Source organism: Pseudomonas sp. (genome assembly GCF_051660785.1).
Lineage (GTDB): Bacteria > Pseudomonadota > Gammaproteobacteria > Pseudomonadales > Pseudomonadaceae > Aquipseudomonas.
Window position 1 is genome coordinate 23,242 of record NZ_JBOFQE010000017.1, and the last position, 17,876, is coordinate 41,117.

The 17,876-nt window shown below is 60.3% G+C and carries 14 protein-coding genes and 1 pseudogene; 10 read left to right on the forward strand and 5 right to left on the reverse strand.

Annotated features, from left to right (window positions below):
- Positions 1-469 precede the first annotated feature (469 nt).
- The 3 genes from ACRC4F_RS04535 to ACRC4F_RS04545 all read left to right on the forward strand — a co-directional run bounded on the left by ACRC4F_RS04535 (position 470) and on the right by ACRC4F_RS04545 (position 6,344).
- Positions 470-2,263 carry a DUF1302 domain-containing protein gene (locus tag ACRC4F_RS04535; RefSeq protein ID WP_438658268.1) on the forward strand — a complete coding sequence of 598 codons (1,794 nt, stop codon included), beginning with the start codon at positions 470-472 and terminating at the stop codon, positions 2,261-2,263.
- Between the two features lie 23 nt (positions 2,264-2,286).
- Complete coding sequence (locus tag ACRC4F_RS04540) at positions 2,287-3,654, forward strand: DUF1329 domain-containing protein (RefSeq protein ID WP_438658269.1); 1,368 nt, start codon at positions 2,287-2,289, stop codon at positions 3,652-3,654.
- 140 nt (positions 3,655-3,794) lie between these two features.
- Positions 3,795-6,344 carry a LuxR C-terminal-related transcriptional regulator gene (locus ACRC4F_RS04545; RefSeq protein ID WP_438658270.1) on the forward strand — a complete coding sequence of 850 codons (2,550 nt, stop codon included), beginning with the start codon at positions 3,795-3,797 and terminating at the stop codon, positions 6,342-6,344.
- A gap of 10 nt (positions 6,345-6,354) precedes the next feature.
- Here the strand turns inward: ACRC4F_RS04545 and ACRC4F_RS04550 are convergent, their stop codons facing one another.
- Complete coding sequence (locus ACRC4F_RS04550) at positions 6,355-7,155, reverse strand: IclR family transcriptional regulator (RefSeq protein WP_438658271.1); 801 nt, start codon at positions 7,153-7,155, stop codon at positions 6,355-6,357.
- A gap of 165 nt (positions 7,156-7,320) precedes the next feature.
- Between ACRC4F_RS04550 and hmgA the strand changes: the two genes are divergently transcribed.
- From hmgA to maiA, 3 genes are read left to right on the forward strand one after another with little or no spacing between them, the layout of a single operon-like run.
- Complete coding sequence (gene hmgA, locus ACRC4F_RS04555; protein WP_438658272.1) at positions 7,321-8,625, forward strand: homogentisate 1,2-dioxygenase; 1,305 nt, start codon at positions 7,321-7,323, stop codon at positions 8,623-8,625.
- A gap of 3 nt (positions 8,626-8,628) precedes the next feature.
- Complete coding sequence (gene fahA / locus ACRC4F_RS04560; RefSeq protein ID WP_438658273.1) at positions 8,629-9,933, forward strand: fumarylacetoacetase; 1,305 nt, start codon at positions 8,629-8,631, stop codon at positions 9,931-9,933.
- Between the two features lie 12 nt (positions 9,934-9,945).
- Positions 9,946-10,581: a maleylacetoacetate isomerase gene (gene maiA / locus ACRC4F_RS04565; RefSeq protein WP_438658274.1), complete on the forward strand. Its 636-nt coding sequence runs from the start codon at positions 9,946-9,948 to the stop codon at positions 10,579-10,581.
- Positions 10,582-10,699: 118 nt separating this feature from the next.
- On the opposite strand, the gene ACRC4F_RS04570 is transcribed toward maiA, so the two are convergent.
- Complete coding sequence (locus ACRC4F_RS04570; RefSeq protein ID WP_438658275.1) at positions 10,700-11,503, reverse strand: SirB1 family protein; 804 nt, start codon at positions 11,501-11,503, stop codon at positions 10,700-10,702.
- Between the two features lie 183 nt (positions 11,504-11,686).
- Here ACRC4F_RS04570 and ACRC4F_RS04575 point away from each other — a divergent pair, with 183 nt between their 5' ends.
- Complete coding sequence (locus ACRC4F_RS04575; RefSeq protein ID WP_219095759.1) at positions 11,687-12,706, forward strand: Glu/Leu/Phe/Val dehydrogenase family protein; 1,020 nt, start codon at positions 11,687-11,689, stop codon at positions 12,704-12,706.
- A gap of 159 nt (positions 12,707-12,865) precedes the next feature.
- On the opposite strand, the pseudogene ACRC4F_RS04580 reads toward ACRC4F_RS04575, so the two are convergent.
- Positions 12,866-13,120: pseudogene (locus tag ACRC4F_RS04580) on the reverse strand (YebG family protein); the annotation flags it as partial.
- Between the two features lie 335 nt (positions 13,121-13,455).
- Here ACRC4F_RS04580 and ACRC4F_RS04585 point away from each other — a divergent pair.
- Positions 13,456-13,956: a phosphate-starvation-inducible protein PsiE gene (locus tag ACRC4F_RS04585; RefSeq protein ID WP_074873852.1), complete on the forward strand. Its 501-nt coding sequence runs from the start codon at positions 13,456-13,458 to the stop codon at positions 13,954-13,956.
- Here the strand turns inward: ACRC4F_RS04585 and ACRC4F_RS04590 are convergent.
- Both ACRC4F_RS04590 and ACRC4F_RS04595 read right to left on the reverse strand, forming a co-directional pair.
- Positions 13,953-14,270, reverse strand: coding sequence for a DUF3509 domain-containing protein (locus ACRC4F_RS04590; protein ID WP_438658276.1), 318 nt, complete (start codon positions 14,268-14,270; stop codon positions 13,953-13,955). The two genes, ACRC4F_RS04585 and ACRC4F_RS04590, sit on opposite strands and share 4 nt — an antisense overlap.
- A gap of 338 nt (positions 14,271-14,608) precedes the next feature.
- Positions 14,609-15,985: an L-serine ammonia-lyase gene (locus ACRC4F_RS04595; RefSeq protein WP_438658277.1), complete on the reverse strand. Its 1,377-nt coding sequence runs from the start codon at positions 15,983-15,985 to the stop codon at positions 14,609-14,611.
- 135 nt (positions 15,986-16,120) lie between these two features.
- Between ACRC4F_RS04595 and ACRC4F_RS04600 the strand changes: the two genes are divergently transcribed.
- Entirely contained in the window at positions 16,121-17,068 is a 948-nt protein-coding gene (locus tag ACRC4F_RS04600) for a LysR substrate-binding domain-containing protein (protein ID WP_438658278.1), read from the forward strand.
- Between the two features lie 213 nt (positions 17,069-17,281).
- Positions 17,282-17,689 (forward strand): HPF/RaiA family ribosome-associated protein, encoded by a 408-nt coding sequence (locus ACRC4F_RS04605; protein ID WP_438658279.1) that lies wholly within the window; start codon positions 17,282-17,284, stop codon positions 17,687-17,689.
- Positions 17,690-17,876 lie beyond the last annotated feature (187 nt).

Here is a 17,876-nt window from a genome sequence, read left to right on the forward strand (position 1 = left end):
GCCAAAGTAAGACGTTGGATCAAGGAGCTACAAATCAACGTCGGTGTACCTGGGGCGATCAATCGATAAGGCATCGATTCATCTGGATTCTGTCGCCAATGGCGCGGGTTGATCACACGCCATCGCTTCGCGCTTCCAGGCTGTGCACCTGAAAGCCCGGCAAGAATAAGGCCTTGAGCCCAAAGGAAAAACAGCCATTCGCGACATGCTCTGTTGCAGTCTGAGCAACAGTTCGCCCCGCACGGCCCCTGTAGCAGTTGCTCGGCAGCTGCTACACGATCGATTGCCATCCCTGCCCATGCATCTGACTGATAACCCTCCATCCAGCCCATCCATGCCCGGCGCAAAGCCCCGTACCGCCAGGCCATTCATCCTTTAGAGGTACATCACGAATACCTCCTTGGTGCGCTTATCGCTCCCAACCTGCGGCAGTAGGGTGGGGCCTTCTGTCACTCACCGGGGAAGACGCATGACAAAAACAACAATGCGCGCCATCTTCACACCGCAAGCGCTCGCCGCTGCGGTTGCCTTGGGCTGCTGTGCCCAGGCGCAAGCGGTTGCATTCAACATCGGCGAAATCGAGGGCACATTCGACTCCTCGCTGTCCGTCGGCGCGAGTTGGGGCATGCGCGATGCCGACAAGTCTTTGGTGGGCACCGTCAACGGCGGTACCGGTCAGTCTTCGACCGGTGATGATGGCCGGCTGAATTTCAAGAAGGGCGAAACCTTCTCCAAGATCTTCAAGGGCCTGCACGACCTCGAACTGAAATACGGCGACACCGGCGTGTTCGTCCGTGGCAAGTACTGGTACGACTTCGAGCTCAAGGACGAAGACCGCGAGTTCAAGCCGATCAGTGACAGTGGCCGCAAGGAGGGCGCCAAGTCGTCCGGTGCGCAGATTCTCGACGCCTTCGTCTATCACAACTATTCCATCGCCGATTTGCCGGGCACCGTGCGCGCCGGCAAGCAGGTGGTCAGCTGGGGCGAAAGTACCTTCATCGGCAACTCGATTAACAGCATCAACCCGATCGACGTGTCTGCGTTCCGTCGTCCGGGCGCCGAGATCAAAGAGGGTCTGATTCCGGTCAATATGCTGTTCGCCTCCCAGGGCCTGACCGATCAACTCTCGGTGGAAGGTTTCTATCAACTGGAGTGGGATCAGACTGTCGTCGACAACTGCGGCACCTTCTTCGGCAACGACGTGGTGGCGGATGGCTGCAACAACAACTACACGGTCGGCAGTCCGGCGATTGCGCCGTTGGCGCCGTTAGCCGCGGCGTTCGGCCAACCGATCCAGGTAACCCGCGAGGGTGTGGTCGTTCCCCGTGGCGGCGACCGCGATGCGCGGGATTCCGGGCAGTGGGGCACGGCGTTGCGCTGGCTCGGTGACGATACCGAGTACGGCCTGTATTTCATGAACTACCACAGCCGTACGCCGACAGTCGGCACCACCACCGCCGGTTTGTCGACGCTGGCCAGCCTGCCGGGCATGGTGAGTGTGGCCAACCGTCTGGCACCGGGCAGCGGCGCGGGTCTGGCGCAAAGCGTGATGCTCGGACGCGGTCAGTACTACCTCGAATACCCGGAAGACATTCGTCTCTACGGCGCGAGTTTCTCCACCACCCTGCCAACCGGCACCGCGTGGAGCGGTGAGATCAGCTATCGCCCGAATGCGCCGGTGCAGGTCAGCACCAACGACCTGACTTTGGCAATGGTCAATCCGATTGCCGGCGGCGCCGCATCACCGATCGCCACCACCCCGGGAGCTGACAACAAAGGCTATCGCCGCAAGGAAATCACGCAGATCCAGAGCACCCTCACGCAGTTCTACGATCAGGTGTGGGGCGCCCAGCGCTTGACCCTCGTCGGCGAAGCGGCAGTGGTCCACGTCGGTGGTCTGGAGTCGCGCAGCAATCTGCGTTATGGCCGCGACTCGGTCTACGGCCAGTACGGTTTCGGCGGCGATACCGAAGGTTTTGTCACCTCGACCTCCTGGGGCTACCGCGCCCGGGCAATCCTCGATTACGCCAACGTGATCGGCGGGATCAACCTCAAGCCCAACCTGTCCTGGTCCCATGACGTCGCCGGCTACGGCCCCAACGGGCTGTTCAACGAAGGCGCCAAGGCCATCAGCGTCGGCGTCGATGCCGACTACCGCAACACCTATACCGCGAGCCTGAGTTACACCGATTTCTTCGGCGGTGACTACAACACCCTGGAAGACCGCGACTTCCTGGCACTGAGCTTCGGCGTGAACTTCTGATCTGGCTGAGAAGGATGAATTTGATGCGCAAGATGATTCTGCAATGCGGTGCCCTGGCACTGAGCCTGCTGGCGGCCAACGTGATGGCGGCGGTGTCGCCGGACGAAGCGAACAAACTCGGCACCACCCTCACGCCGCTCGGCGCCGAGAAGGCCGGTAACGCTGACGGCTCGATCCCGGCGTGGACCGGTGGCATCCCGAAAAACGCGGGCGCGGTGGACAGCAAAGGCTTCCTGGCTGACCCGTTCGCCAGCGAAAAGCCGCTGTTCGTGATCACCCCGGCCAACGTCGACAAGTACAAGGACAAACTCTCGGAAGGTCAGGTGGCGATGTTCAAACGCTACCCGGAAACCTACAAGATCCCGGTCTACCCGACTCACCGCACCGTGGCCGTGCCACCGGAGATCTACGAGTCGGCCAAGCGCAGCGCGTTGAACGTGAACAGCATCAACGAGGGTAACGGCCTCGCCAACTTCACCGGCAACCGCTACTACGCGTTCCCGATTCCGAAAACGGGCGTGGAGGTGTTGTGGAACCACATCACCCGTTATCACGGTGGCAACCTGCGACGCATCATCACTCAGGTAACGCCGCAGACCAACGGCAGCTACACGCCGATCCGCTTTGAAGAAGAGATCGCCGTCCCGCAATTGATGAAGGACCTGGACCCGGAAAAGGCCGCCAACGTGCTGACCTTATTCAAGCAGTCGGTCACGGCCCCGGCGCGTCTGGCAGGTAACGTGTTGCTGGTGCACGAAACCCTCGACCAGGTGAAGGAGCCGCGCCTGGCGTGGATCTACAACGCCGGCCAGCGTCGCGTGCGCCGCGCACCGCAAGTGGCCTACGACGGGCCGGGCACCGCCGCCGACGGTTTGCGTACCTCCGACAACTTCGACATGTTTTCCGGCGCGCCGGATCGCTACGACTGGAAACTGGTCGGCAAGAAGGAAATGTACATCCCCTATAACAGCTACAAACTCGATTCGCCGAGCCTCAAATACGACGACATCGTCAAGGCTGGCCACATCAACCAGGACCTGACGCGCTATGAACTGCACCGTGTCTGGGAAGTAATCGGCACGGTCAAGCCGAGCGAGCGGCACATCTACGCCAAACGCCACATGTACATCGATGAAGACAGCTGGCAGGTGGCGCTGGCGGACCACTACGACGGTCGCGGTCAACTGTGGCGAGTGGCCGAGGGGCACGCGCAGTACTACTACGATCACCAGGCCCAGGCGTACACCCTGGAAGCGCTCTACGACATCATTGCCGGTCGATACATTGCACTGGGGATGAAGAACGAAGAGAAGCACAGCTTTGAATTCGGCTTCGAAGCCAAGGCCGCGGACTACACGCCATCGGCGTTGCGTGCCGAGGGTGTCCGGTAAGGCAATTGATACATTCGCAGTACAAAAGGCGACCGCTGGGTCGCCTTTTTTATGGCCGTCAATCAGCGTCCTGAATACTTCTAAACAAGCGAGTAGGAGAGGGCTAGGGTTGCCGGACAATTTTAAACAGGCACGCCGCAATGACCGCCATGACCCCGTGTCTTGACCGTTCTGGATTCCTGCCCCGTCTGTCCTCCCATCACCTGTCGCGTGATCGGTTGACCGAGCCTTTGCTGGCTTCCACATCGCGAGTGAAATTACTCTGTGCGCCGGCCGGCAGCGGCAAGACCGCGTTGCTCGCCGACTGCCTGCTGCAGGCGCCGCCACAGTGTCGGGTGTGCTGGTTGCCGTTGTCTGGCGTGACGATGAACGCAGCGGATTTTCGTCAGCGTGTGGCGGAAGCGCTGGGGTTGGCTTCGTCGGAAGAGTCGGTAATGCTCGGCGCGCTGGCTCGATTGCAAGCGCCGACCTGGCTGTTTCTCGATGACTATTGCCGCGTTCCGAACCCGGAACTCGATCAACTGCTGGATCGCATGCTGGCCGTCAGCAGTCCGATGCTGATCTGGTGGCTGGGTGCCCGCCGTCGTCCGCAATGCAACTGGCCACGGTTGCTGCTCGATGACGAATTGTACGAATGCGAGCGCGCCACGCTGGCCTTCAATCAAGTCGAAATCGCCTCGCTGTTGCATCACCTGACACCGGCCGATGCCAGCACCGCCGCCAGCAAGATTATCCAGCGCAGCGGAGGTTGGTGTGCCGGTGTCCGCGTTGCGCTGCTGCAGAAATGCGACTGGTCACGCAACGACCCGCATCACAGCAGGCAGGACACGTTACTCGATTACCTCGAACACGAACTGTTCACCAGCCTGACCCCGGAGTTGACGGAGGCCTGGCGGGTGCTCGCGCATTTGCCGCGATTCAATGCGCGGCTGTGCGATCACCTGTTTGGCGCGGGGGAGGGCGCGCAATGCCTGAAGACGTTGCAGGACCTGGGTTGCTTTATCGAGCCCTGGCAGGACTCGGCGGACTGGCTGCAGATCTTCCCGCCACTCACGCAATTGATGCGCGATGAACAATGGCCGGCCGGACGCTCCTGGCATCGCCGCGCCTGCCAGTGGTTCGCCGCCGAGCTGGACTGGAAGGCCGCGTTCGAACAGGCCTTGCTCGCTGAGGAATTTGAAGTCGCGGTCAGCCTGTTGCAGCACTTCAGTTTCGAGCATTTGTTCGAGGAGCAGACGGTCGTGCTGTTGTTGCGGTTGTACGAGCAACAAGGCGAAGCGCTGATGTTCGGCTCGCCACAACTGGTCGGGTTGATCACGGCGGCGTCGTTGTTTGCCGGGCGCTTTGAGCAAGCCGGAGATTGCATCGAGCAGTTGTCACGATTCACCCCGCAGCCGTCGGCGATTCTGCAACGGCAACTGATCGCGCGGTGGCAGGCTCAGCAAGGCTGGCTGTTACATCTTCAAGGGCGGATGGACGGATCGCGCGCGCATTTTCTCGATGCGCTGCAAGTGCTGAGCCCCGACCTCTGGACGGCACGTCTGATGTGCCTCTCCGGTTTGACTCAACAAGCCTTGCTGCGGGGCGAACTCGATGTCGCGCAAGCCATCAACCGGGAGGCGTTGTGCCTGGCGCGAGCACAAGGTTCGCTGGTCTTCGAAGGGTTGCTGGAACTCGATCACGCGCAGTTGCTGGAGCAACGTGGTGCGCCTCAGCGTGCCGAAAGCCTGCTCGCGAACATCCATGACTTGTTCACCCGACAGCGAATTGCCGAGCCTTTGCTGGGGCGTATTGCCTTGCATCGAGGGCGTTTGAGTTTATGCCTGGGACGCGATGACCACGCAGCCGGGCATTTCGAAGCCGGGCTGCAAATCTGTCTGCGCAACCACGACAAGCGGGTGCTGTACGGTTTTCTCGGTCTGGCACAGTTGGCGGCCAATCAACGCGACTATGATCTGGCGTTTGCGCATCTGCGCGACGCGGACCGCCTGATGCAGCAGCGACAAAGCCCCGACACCGTTTACCGCGGAGTGCTGTTGCAAATCAGCAGCCAGATCTGGCTGCAACAAGGCCGCCCCGAACTCGCCCATCAAGCGCTCAGCCGCGTGCTGCGCCACTACCGTGGCGCACAGGCACGACAGGCTCCACCCGCGACAGTGATGTTGATTGCGCGGATCGAATATTTGCTGGTGTTGGCGCAAGTTTATCTGCATCAGGCCAAAGACCCGATGATCCAGCTCGCGCAGGCACTCGATCAGTCGCAACGCTCTGCCATGTTGGCGCTGGAGGTCGAACTGCTGTTTGCGGGCGCTGAAGTGGCCTGGTTGAGCGGCGACCCGGTTAGCGCCCGGGAGTCCTTGGGCAGGGGCTTGAACCTGGCCGAGCGTTGCGGCTTGCGGCAAGCGCTTCGCGAGTTGCGACTGCGTCAGCCCGATCTGATGCCCACTCTGGACGTTGTCGAGCCATGTCTTGAAAGCATTGAGCATGCGCGTGATAACCCGCTCAGTCAGCGCGAAGTTGAGGTGCTCAAGTTGATTGCGCTGGGGAATTCCAATCAACAGATCGCCGAGCAACTGTTCATTTCGCTACACACCGTCAAAACCCATGCTCGGCGCATTCACGGGAAGTTGGGCGTTGAGCGCAGGACCCAGGCGGTCGCGAAGGCAAAGGGGATGGGCCTGTTGGGTTAATTCGGCGCGTTTAGTTTTTGTCGGTCGAGCCCGTTGATTGATACCCCATCCGCCAACTCACGGCCCGCGTCGCCGCCAGCAATCGCTGCGCCGCCGGGCCGTTTTCGTCGGCGTGAAACAACGAAGTCGGGCCGACGATGGTCAAGACCGCCGCGACATTCCCCACGGCGTTGAATACGGGGGCCGACAAGGCGTCCACCCCCGGCATCAGCAGCCCATGCACATGATGCAGGCCGCGTTCGCGGATCTGTTCGCACAAGGCCGCATAGATCTGGTCGTCCGCCAAGACGTGGCCGGTAGCGTTTTGCAGTTCCTGATCGCGCAAGTCCACGGTTTCGCGCTTCGGCAGAAACGCGCCAAACACCAGGCCAGTGGATGAGCTGAGCAACGGCAACACCGAGCCCAATTGCGTCACCACCGTCACCGCACGGACCGCCGGTTCGATGTGCACCACGGTTGCGCCCTGATTGCCCCACACCGCCAAAAAGCAGGTCTCGTTCAGTTCATCGCGCAACTCGGCCAGGGGCAGGGCGGCGACTTTCAGCACGTCCATACTGTTGAGTGCGGCAAGGCCGACGCGCAGTGCTTCACGGCCCAGGCCGTAATGGTTGGTGGCGGTGTTCTGCTCGGCGAAACCGCTGGCAATCAGCGCCTGCAAATAGCGGTGAACCTTGCTTGCCGGCATCTGCACGTGTTCGGCCAGCCGCGACAACGAGGTGGAGGGCGACAGCTCGGCCAGTGCCTTGAGGATGTCAGTACCGACCTCGGCCGAGCGGACTTTCTGTTTATCGTTGTTGCGCGGCGTTTCCATGAAGGCGGTCTGATCCCGGGACGAATGGGCGTCTTTATAGCTTGACGGTCAATACCAATCAAATTACGTTATGCGTAATCGAATTACGATAAAAATAACCCAGGCGTGCCGAGACCTCTGCAGCAGAGCGACAGGCCATTGCCTACTCCCTGTTCAGGAGGCTCCATGAACCTCGATTCAACGGCGCCAGCGCTGGCTTATCAGTCAGGCTTCGGCAACGAATTCAGCAGCGAAGCGTTGCCCGGCGCACTGCCTGTGGGCCAGAACTCCCCGCAAAAAGCCCCCTACGGCCTCTACACCGAATTGTTCTCCGGCACCGCGTTCACCATGGCCCGCAGCGAAGCGCGACGCACCTGGATGTACCGGATTCAGCCGTCGGCCAATCACCCGGCGTTCGTCAAACTGGATCGGCAACTGGCGGGTGGTCCGTTGGGTGAAGTGACCCCCAATCGCCTGCGCTGGAACCCGTTGGACATCCCGAGCGAGCCGACCGACTTCATCGACGGGCTGGTGAGCATGGCCGCCAACTCGGGCGCCGACAAACCGGCCGGGATCAGTATCTACAGCTACCGCGCCAACCGTTCCATGGAGCGCGTGTTCTTCAATGCCGACGGTGAAATGTTGCTGGTACCCGAGCAGGGTCGCCTGCGCATCGCCACCGAACTGGGCGTGCTGGAACTGGAACCGCTGGAAATCGCCGTGCTGCCGCGCGGGTTGAAATTCCGCGTCGAACTGCTCGATCCGCAAGCGCGCGGCTACATTGCCGAAAACCACGGCGCGCCGCTGCGCCTGCCAGACCTGGGGCCGATCGGCAGCAACGGCCTGGCCAATGCCCGGGACTTCCTGACGCCCGTCGCGCACTACGAAAACCTCAAGCAACCGACCACCCTGGTGCAGAAATTCCTCGGCCAGCTGTGGGGCTGCGAGCTTGATCATTCACCGCTCAACGTGGTCGCCTGGCACGGCAACAACGTGCCGTACAAATATGACCTGCGCCGTTTCAACACCATCGGCACGGTCAGTTTCGACCATCCGGATCCGTCGATTTTCACCGTCCTGACGTCGCCGACCAGCGTCCACGGTATGGCCAATCTGGACTTCGTGATCTTCCCGCCACGCTGGATGGTGGCCGAGAAAACCTTCCGTCCACCGTGGTTCCACCGCAACCTGATGAACGAATTCATGGGCCTGATCAAGGGCGAATACGACGCCAAGGCCGAAGGCTTCGTGCCCGGCGGTGCGTCGTTGCACAGCTGCATGAGCGCGCATGGCCCGGACGGCGAAACCTGCACCAAGGCGATCAACGCCGAACTGGCACCGGCGAAAATCGACAACACCATGGCCTTCATGTTCGAGACCAGCCAGGTGCTGCGCCCGAGCCGTTTCGCCCTCGATTGCCCGCAACTGCAAACCAACTACGATGCTTGCTGGGCCACACTGCCCGCCACTTTCGACCCGACCCGGAGATAACCCATGACTCAGACTTCCACCACTCGCAGCTGGGTTTCCTCCGCCAACGGTCATGCCGATTTCCCACTGCAAAACCTGCCGCTGGGCGTGTTCAGTTTGAAGGGTTCGGCGCCGCGCAGTGGCGTAGCCATTGGCGAGCACATCTTTGATCTTGAAGCGGCACTGGACGCCGGCCTGTTCGATGGCCTGGCAAAAACCGCCGTAGAAGCCACCCGTGGCGGCCAGCTCAATGCGTTTTTCGAATTGGGCCGTGAGGCTCGTGTTGCCTTGCGTGAACGTCTGCTGGAACTGTTCGCTGAAGGCAGCACCCTGCACGGCAAGATCGAAGCCCAAGGCGCAAAACTGCTGCCACTGGCGGCCAATTGCGAAATGCACCTGCCGGCAAAGATCAACGATTACACCGACTTCTACGTCGGCATCGAGCACGCGCAGAACGTCGGCAAACTGTTCCGTCCGGACAACCCGTTGCTGCCGAACTACAAGTACGTGCCGATCGGCTACCACGGCCGTGCCTCGACCATTCGCCCGTCTGGCACCGACGTTCGCCGCCCGAAAGGCCAGACCTTGCCGGCCGGTCAGACCGAACCAACCTTTGGCCCGTGCGCCCGTCTGGATTACGAACTGGAACTGGGCATCTGGATCGGTCAGGGCAACGAAATGGGCGACTCGATCGCCATTGGCGACGCTGCCGATCACATCGCCGGTTTCTGCCTGCTCAACGACTGGTCGGCGCGCGACATCCAGGCCTGGGAATACCAGCCGCTGGGGCCGTTCCTGTCGAAAAGCTTCATCACCAGCATCTCGCCGTGGGTCGTGACGGCGGAAGCGCTGGAGCCGTTCCGTCGCGCTCAACCGGCGCGTCCTGAAGGTGACCCGCAGCCGCTGCCGTATCTGTTCGACAAGCGTGATCAAGCCGCTGGCGCTTTCGATATCGAGCTGGAAGTGCTGTTGCTTACCGAAGGCCTGCGCGAGCAAAAACTGCCGGCCCATCGCCTGACCCTCAGCAACACCAAACACATGTACTGGACCGTGGCGCAAATGGTCGCGCACCACAGCGTCAACGGTTGCCAATTACAGGCCGGTGACCTGTTCGGCTCGGGCACGCTGTCGGGGCCGGAAAACGGTCAGTTCGGCAGCTTGCTGGAAATCACCGAGGGCGGGAAAAAGCCGATCGAGCTGGCGTCGGGCGAGGTGCGCAAATTCCTTGAAGACGGCGACGAAATCATCCTGCGCGCCCGTTGCAGTCGCGACGGTTTTGCCTCCATCGGTTTCGGCGAATGCCGAGGCAAAGTGATCGCGGCGCGCTAAGAGGATCGGGTCATGGAGCTCTATACCTACTACCGTTCGACATCCTCTTACCGGGTGCGCATCGCGTTGGCGCTGAAGGGCCTGGATTACCAGGCGCTGCCGGTCAACCTGATCGCGCCGCAAGGTGGCGAGCATCGGCAAGCGCCATATCTGGCCATCAACCCGCAAGGCCGGGTGCCGGCTTTGCGCACTGAAGAGGGCGAATTGCTGATTCAGTCGCCGGCCATCATCGAGTACCTGGAGGAACGTTATCCACAGGTGCCGCTGCTGTCCAAAGACCTCGCCGCACGCGCTCATGAGCGTGGCGTTGCGGCTGTAATTGGTTGCGACGTGCATCCGCTGCACAACGTCAGCGTGCTCAACAAACTGCGGCAATCGGGTCACGATGAACCGCAGGTGGTGGAGTGGATAGGTCACTGGATCAGCCAGGGACTGGCGACGGTTGAACAGTTGATTGGGGATGAGGGGTATTGCGTTGGGCCGCAACCGGGCCTGGCGGACGTCTATCTAATACCTCAACTGTACGCAGCTGAGCGGTTCAGCATTTCGCTTGAAGCGTATCCACGGATTCGTCGGGTAGCGGCGCTGGCGGCGCAGCATCCCGCGTTCATCAAGGCCCACCCGGCCAACCAGCCAGACACCCCCTAAAGCCTCACACCGGCCCCTGTGGGAGCGAGCCTGCTCGCGATAGCGGTCTGACTGACACATTGATGTTGGATCTACTACCGCCATCGCGAGCAGGCTCGCTCCCACATTGGATCTGCGATCAGTGGACGATGGAGTTCGGCGGCAGATGCCCCAGCCGTTCAGTCAGGCGAATCCGCTGGATCGGATCGTCGCTGAGCAGCAGTGCATGTTCCAGGTCGAAGCGTTCGGCGTTCGGGCAGTCCAGCCGCTGATAGAGGCTGGCCCGGGCCAGGTAATCGGCGGTGTTGGCGTTGCCCAGTTCCAGCACGCGTTCGGCGTCGATCAGGGCGCCGATGTAGTCATCGTGGGAAAGGTGCAACTGACGCAGGTTGCGTGACAGCCGTTGCAGCATCTGCATCGGCTCGGCGGTCAGCATATGCTCGGCGTTGAGTTGCATGTTCGGGCCGTACTGACGCTGCAGCAATTCACGGCAGTCGTTGGGGTACAAGCGGCGCCCACCGCACGGGTCCAGCAGATGATCGGCGCCCGGTACCCGCAGCAGGAAGTGCCCGGGGAAATTCACCCCGACCATCGGGATCTCCAGGCGTTTGGCCAATTCCAGCGCTATCAGCCCCAATGACAGCGGCTGACCGCGCCGCAGTTCCAGCACCTTATTGACCAGTGCCACTTGCGGACGCAGCGGCGTGAAGTCGTCCTGGGCAAACCCCAAGTCATTCATCCGCCGTAACAGCGGCTGGGCCAATTCGCTCACCGGCAGCATCGGCAAGCCATAGCTGACTCGCTGCTGCAGGTCCTGGAAGTCGGCCAGTACCTTCTCGGGATTCACCTCTTTGTCATGCTCGACGGCCATCCACAGCGCCGCTTCGAACAGCGCGGGAGGTGATCGTTGCAGGCAGTCGAAAAAACGTTGGCGCGGCGTCATCAGAATCTCCGGGCAATGCCTCGTTTTAGCCTCGTCTGCTGCGTTCGTCCAGTGCTGCACACATGCGGTACCAGGTTATGTCCGAAAGCCATTATGGCGGCGCTGCTTATTCCGGTGCGCTTCTGCAAATTTTGGGCGCAAGCCTATACTGGCGACTACAAGAAGTGATTCGGGAGCCCTACGATGTTCGCTCTCATGCAAAGCACTCGCCTTGAATCGCTGCATCTGAGCGTCGACCCGGTTACCGGGTTGAAGGCGGTCATTGCCATCCATAACAGCCGTCTGGGGCCTGCCCTGGGGGGATGTCGTTACCTTGCCTATCCCAGCGACGAATCTGCGGTCGAGGATGCCATTCGCCTGGCGCAGGGCATGAGTTACAAAGCGGCGCTGGCTGGCCTGGCCCAGGGCGGCGGGGTAGCAGTGATTGTTCGACCGGTGCATGTGGAAAACCGCGCCGCGCTGTTTGAAGCCTTCGGACGCTGCATCAATCAGCTCGACGGGCGCTACATCACCGCGATCGACAGCGGCACCTCGGTGGCGGACATGGATTGCATCGCCCAACAGACCCAGCACGTCACCAGCACTACCTCGGCGGGCGACCCGGCACCTCACGCAGCGATGGGGGTGTTCACCGGCATTCGTGCCACCGCCATGGCTCGCCTGGGCAGCGATAACCTTGAAGGCCTGCGAGTCGCCATCCAGGGTTTGGGCAACGTCGGTTATGCCTTGGCCGAACAGTTGCACGCCGCCGGCGCCGAACTGTTGGTCAGCGACATCGATCACGGCAAGGTGCAATTGGCGATGGAGCAATTGGGCGCTCATCCGATCGCCAACGATGCGCTGCTCAGTACACCGTGCGACATTCTCGCGCCCTGCGGCCTGGGCGGCGTGCTCAATAGTCACAGCGTGACGCAACTGCGCTGCTCGGCGGTAGCCGGTTCTGCGAACAATCAGCTGACCCATCTGGAAGTCGCCGATCAACTGGAGCGGCGAGGCATTTTGTATGCGCCGGACTACGTGATCAATTCCGGCGGGCTGATCTACGTTTCGCTCAAACACCGTGGCGAAGAACTCACGACCATCACCGCGCACCTGTCGAAAATCGCCTCGCGCCTGACCGAAGTCTTCGCTCACGCGCAGGCGGAAAAACGTTCGCCGGCACGGGTGGCGGATGAGTTGGCGGAGAAAGTGCTGTACCGCTGAATCCTGCTTTTGCTGCGGACATGAAAAAGGCCCTGAGTCATTTGACTCAGGGCCTATTCAATTCGGCATTACTTACTTCGGCGTCTTGGCGGCTTTGGCTGGCTTGGTCGGCTCAGCGGCGGCAACTTCTTCAACCGGTTCAGACTTTTCAACCACTTCAGCCGGTGCATTCAGCAGTTCGGACAAGGCATCCGGCTGGCTCTTGAATGCCTTGGCAAACACATCGCGATTCTTCGCCATGTAGATCCCGGCTTCTTCCACTTGCTGTTCGGTCAGGGACGGAACGGCTTTGTGCAACACTTCAGCCAGCAATTCAGCCAGTTCGAGCATTTTGTCATGACGGTCAGCTTCGGCTTTATCCATGAACAAGCGCTCCAGATCTCGGCTGCTGCGGTATACCACTTCGACGGCCATTCACCACCTCACATGCCTTCACATTAGTTGTCTGTTTCGACCACTGTATTTATATACAGCGAAAAGGATAAGCGAATCCCTGCGCTTTGGGTAGTGGCTTTTTAATGTAGACCGAAATCAGGGTTTGTCAGGTGAACCTAGGTGGACCTATCGCGAGCAAGCTCGCTCCCACAGGTTTGTATGCGATCGGGATGGGTGCGACCAAACGCCACGGAGCGTGATTTAGAGCACCTCGCCATCATGTGGCAGGTGCCACTGGCCTTTTTTCTGCATGCAGAACAACCGTCACGTCAAACCCGCATCATCCGCTCGAACCGAGCTAAGGAAGAATCATCGTGAAAATCAACTGGGCCGAGAAACTGCGGCAGAACGTGCATCAATTGGCCGAGTCCCTGGGCAACCTGTTCGTCGAGACCTTCCATTACCTGGCCCTGTTCGCCATCGGTGCAGTGACCGCGTGGGCGGCGGTGATGGAGTTTCTGGGGATGATCGAAGAGGGGCACATCAAGATCGATGACATCTTGCTGCTGTTCATCTACCTGGAACTGGGGGCGATGGTCGGGATTTACTTCAAGACCAACCACATGCCGGTGCGCTTCCTGATCTACGTGGCGATCACGGCGCTGACGCGGCTGCTGATTTCCAACGTCTCGCACCACAATCCGCCGGACATCGGCATCATCTATCTATGCGGCGGAATTTTGCTGCTGGCGTTTGCGATTCTGGTGGTGCGCTACGCCTCGTCGCAATTCCCTTCGGTGAAGATCGAACACCCGCAACGCAAGATCGGTGCGGGTTCCGGTGAGCATCCCGAAGTGGAGAAGGGCGAGATCTAAAGTCCCATGGTCGGGCGAGGCTTGGCTTTGACTTGGGGTGGCGGCAGGTTGCGATTGTCGCCATCGGTCATGGCTTCGAGGATGGCCACGGCGCTGTGGCCCTGTTCGATGGCGATGCCGAATTGAATGCTTTGCACCAGGCGCTTGAGGCGCTTGGGGTCATTGCGTTGTTCGGCGCTGATCAACCGCTTGGCAACCACGTGGCCGCTGTTGGAAAGGGTCAGCATGATGCTGCCGTCCAGTCCCTGAATGCTCAGGTTGATCTGATAATCCGTTGCAAAGGCATCGGTAATGAGCTGAAAAGGGTTGTCCATGATGCGTCACCGCCTGATTGAACGTGCAGTTGTTGACCGGCCATGATCGGGTTGGTTCGCAACACCGGACCATCGGCAGGCCGCTCGCTGAGGTTTTCAAAAGTCCTTTTGCCTCAGACTGGACGTAGCAAGGGCCATGCCGGGAAAACTGTCGAACATGGATCGTGGCAAAAACAGTGCTCGCCCCGTGGCTATTCCTGAGTATTCAAGCCCCGATACGATCCCTGTAGCAGCTGGCGAACCCAGGCTTCGCCAGCTGCTACACAGTCCGCCTTCTTTTTGCCTGCCCGTTTCAGGGCACGAATGAGTAGATGATCGCTGACAGTGCAATCAACCGATCAGCATTCCACCCAGCTGACAGCCAGGCCACCCCGTGAAGTCTCTTTGTATTTGTCGTGCATGTCGGCGCCGGTATCGCGCATGGTGCGGATCACCCGGTCCAGGGAGATGAAGTGTTTGCCGTCGCCGCGCAGGGCCATTTGCGTGGCGTTGATCGCCTTCACGGCCGCAATCGCATTGCGCTCGATGCACGGCACTTGCACCAGGCCGCCGACCGGATCGCAGGTCAGACCGAGGTTGTGTTCCAGGCCGATTTCGGCGGCGTTTTCCAGTTGCTCGGGCGTGGCGCCGAGCACGTCGGCCAGACCGGCGGCGGCCATCGCGCAAGCGGAGCCGACTTCACCCTGGCAGCCGACTTCGGCGCCGGAGATGGATGCGTTTTTCTTGCAGAGAATGCCTACGGCCGCTGCGCCTAAAAAGAACGCGACGACGTCATCGTCCGACGCGTCCGGGTTGAATTTCATGTAGTAGTGCAGCACCGCTGGAATGATCCCTGCCGCGCCGTTGGTCGGCGCCGTCACCATGCGTCCGCCTGCAGCGTTTTCTTCGTTCACCGCCAGGGCAAATAGATTGACCCACTCCATGGCCGACAACGTGGAAGTGATGACATTCGGCTTGCCGATTTCCAACAGGCTGCGGTGCAGTTTCGCAGCGCGACGGGGAACATTCAGACCGCCGGGCAGGATGCCCTCGTGGCGCAAGCCTTGCTCGACGCACTCGCGCATCACCGACCAGATGTGCAGCAAGCCCTGGCGGATCTCCGCCTCGCTGCGCCAGGCCAGTTCGTTGGCCATCATCAACTCGGAAACCCGCAGACCGTGCTGGTTGCAGAGCCTGAGCAGTTCGGCGGCGCTGGAAAAATCGAAGGGCAGCACCACGTCGCTGGTCGGCGCAATGCCGGACTCGGCTTCAGCCGCTTCGATGATGAAACCGCCGCCGATCGAGTAGTACGTTTGCTCCGACAACTCTCCGGTTTCGCCGAAGGCTGTCAGGGACATGGCGTTGGGGTGGTAAGGCAGGCTCTCGTCGAGCAGCAGGAGATCGCTTTGCCAGTTGAAGGCGATGGTCTTGCTGCCGGCCAGAGACAATTCGCCGGTTTCGCGCAGGGTCTGGATTCGGCTATCGATGGTGGTCGGATCGATGCTGTCCGGCCATTCGCCCATCAGGCCCATGACGCAGGCACGGTCGGTGGCGTGGCCGACACCGGTCGCCGACAGCGAGCCATAAAGCCGGATTTCTACGCGCCGTACGTCGGCCAGCAATTGTTGGTCAATCAGGGCTTGGGCAAAGGTCGCAGCGGCGCGCATCGGGCCGACGGTGTGGGAACTGGACGGACCGATACCGACTTTGAAGAGATCGAAAACACTGATAGCCATGCTAAAGCCTATACAAGCAATGGAAGAGAAATCGCTGCCATTTTTGTAGGACAAGCGCAATGTCGGCGATACTGCCTGCCTCGGTCCGACAGGACCAACGAAACTTCCTAAGACAGCCTTTAGCAGGACTAAACAATGAGTCGCCAATTGCACGCCCAGACTTACGTCTGGCTGCACGTGTTCTCCTGTGCCGCTCGGCACTTGTCGTTCACCCGTTGCGCCGAAGAGCTGCACATCACGCCGGGTGCGGTCAGCCAGCAAATCCGCCAACTGGAAGAGCGCCTGGGCTTTCGCTTGTTTCACCGCCGTGCGCGCGGTGTGGAATTGAGCGCCGAGGGCCAGCGATTGGCTATTACGGTCAACGAGGCTTACGGCAGCATCGATGCGGAATTGCGACGACTGGACGCGGGAATGATCAGCGGAATTCTGCGGGTGCGTTCGATTCCGTCGTTCCTGAGCAAGTGGCTGACCCCGCGCTTGCCGCGTTTGCAGCAGCGCTTTCCGGACATTCAATTGCGCCTGGTGGCCGAGGACAGCAGCGTGCCGTTGCACGAGGGTGACTTCGACCTGGCGATCGACCTGAACGACGGCAGTTATCCCGGATTGTTATCCACAACCTTGCTCGACGAGCAGATCTTCCCGGTGTGCGCGCCGAGTTTGTTGCGTGGACGACCACCGTTGCACGGTCCGGCGGACCTGGTGCACTTCCCGCTGCTGCATGACATCACCGCCTGGCGCGGCAGTTACGAGTACGCGGAATGGGAGTTCTATCTCAATGCCATCGGCTTCGAGGGCGCCGACGTACGGCGCGGGCATACCTTCAATCGCAATCACCTGACGATTGAAGCAGCGATTGCTGGCATGGGTGTGGCGATTGCGCGGCGGACGCTGCTCAACGATGAGTTGGAACGGGGGGCGTTGATCGTGCCGTTCGGCCTGGCGGTACCCAATCACAAGCGCTACATGCTGCTCTATGCGCCGGGTGCGCTGAGCCATCCGGGCGTACGCGCGGTGCATGACTGGCTGGTAGAGGAGGCGGGGATTTTCCGGAGCCTGCACCCACTGGCGGAGGGGCAGATGTGAGCAATTATGACAAAGAAGCGAGGCGACCCAACTCCCGACCTTAACAGCGCTTTTGGCTGTTGTCCGGCTTTTTTTGCGAATCCATATTTATCTTTTTTTAGGGGTTGAAATGTTCTGCGCACAGACCGATTGTGTAAGTAAGAGGTCACGGTGATGACGCCCAAGGGCTAGCCGAAGGGCCTCTCGCGAGCTAGCTGAAATAAGGGATGAACTATGCAAATCCAAGTCAACAGTGATAACCATATTCAAAGCAGCATCCGACTGGAGGAGTGGGTACGTACTACCATTGAGAGCACGCTCGAACGTTATGAAGAGGACCTGACACGCGTCGAGGTTCATCTACGGGACGAGAATGGCGACAAGCCAGGTCCCCATGACATGCGCTGCCAACTGGAAGCGCGGCCAAAAGGCCACCAACCGATTTCTGTAACCCATAAAGCCGCGAGCCTGGAACTGGCGATCGACGGTGCGGCGGAAAAACTTGAACACGCGCTTGAGCATCTTTTCGGCAAACTGCGGGGCAAACCACGTGCCGCTGTGGTGCCGTTCGAAAGGCCCACCGCTGACAAGCTGCTGGAAGACGAATTTCTCGAGAACGAACAGGCTGCGCAAAACGGCTGAAGCCTGATTCACTTTTTTACCTTTCCACTGACAACGGGCCTGCTAATGCAGGCCCGTTTTTGTTTCAGGGTGGGTGATTTATATAGTTTATGAATACCTAGTGGCGAGGGGATTTATCCCCGTTGGGCTGCGAAGCGGCCCCCGGCATTCTCCCAGACAAACTATCCAACAGGATTGGCGACTGCTT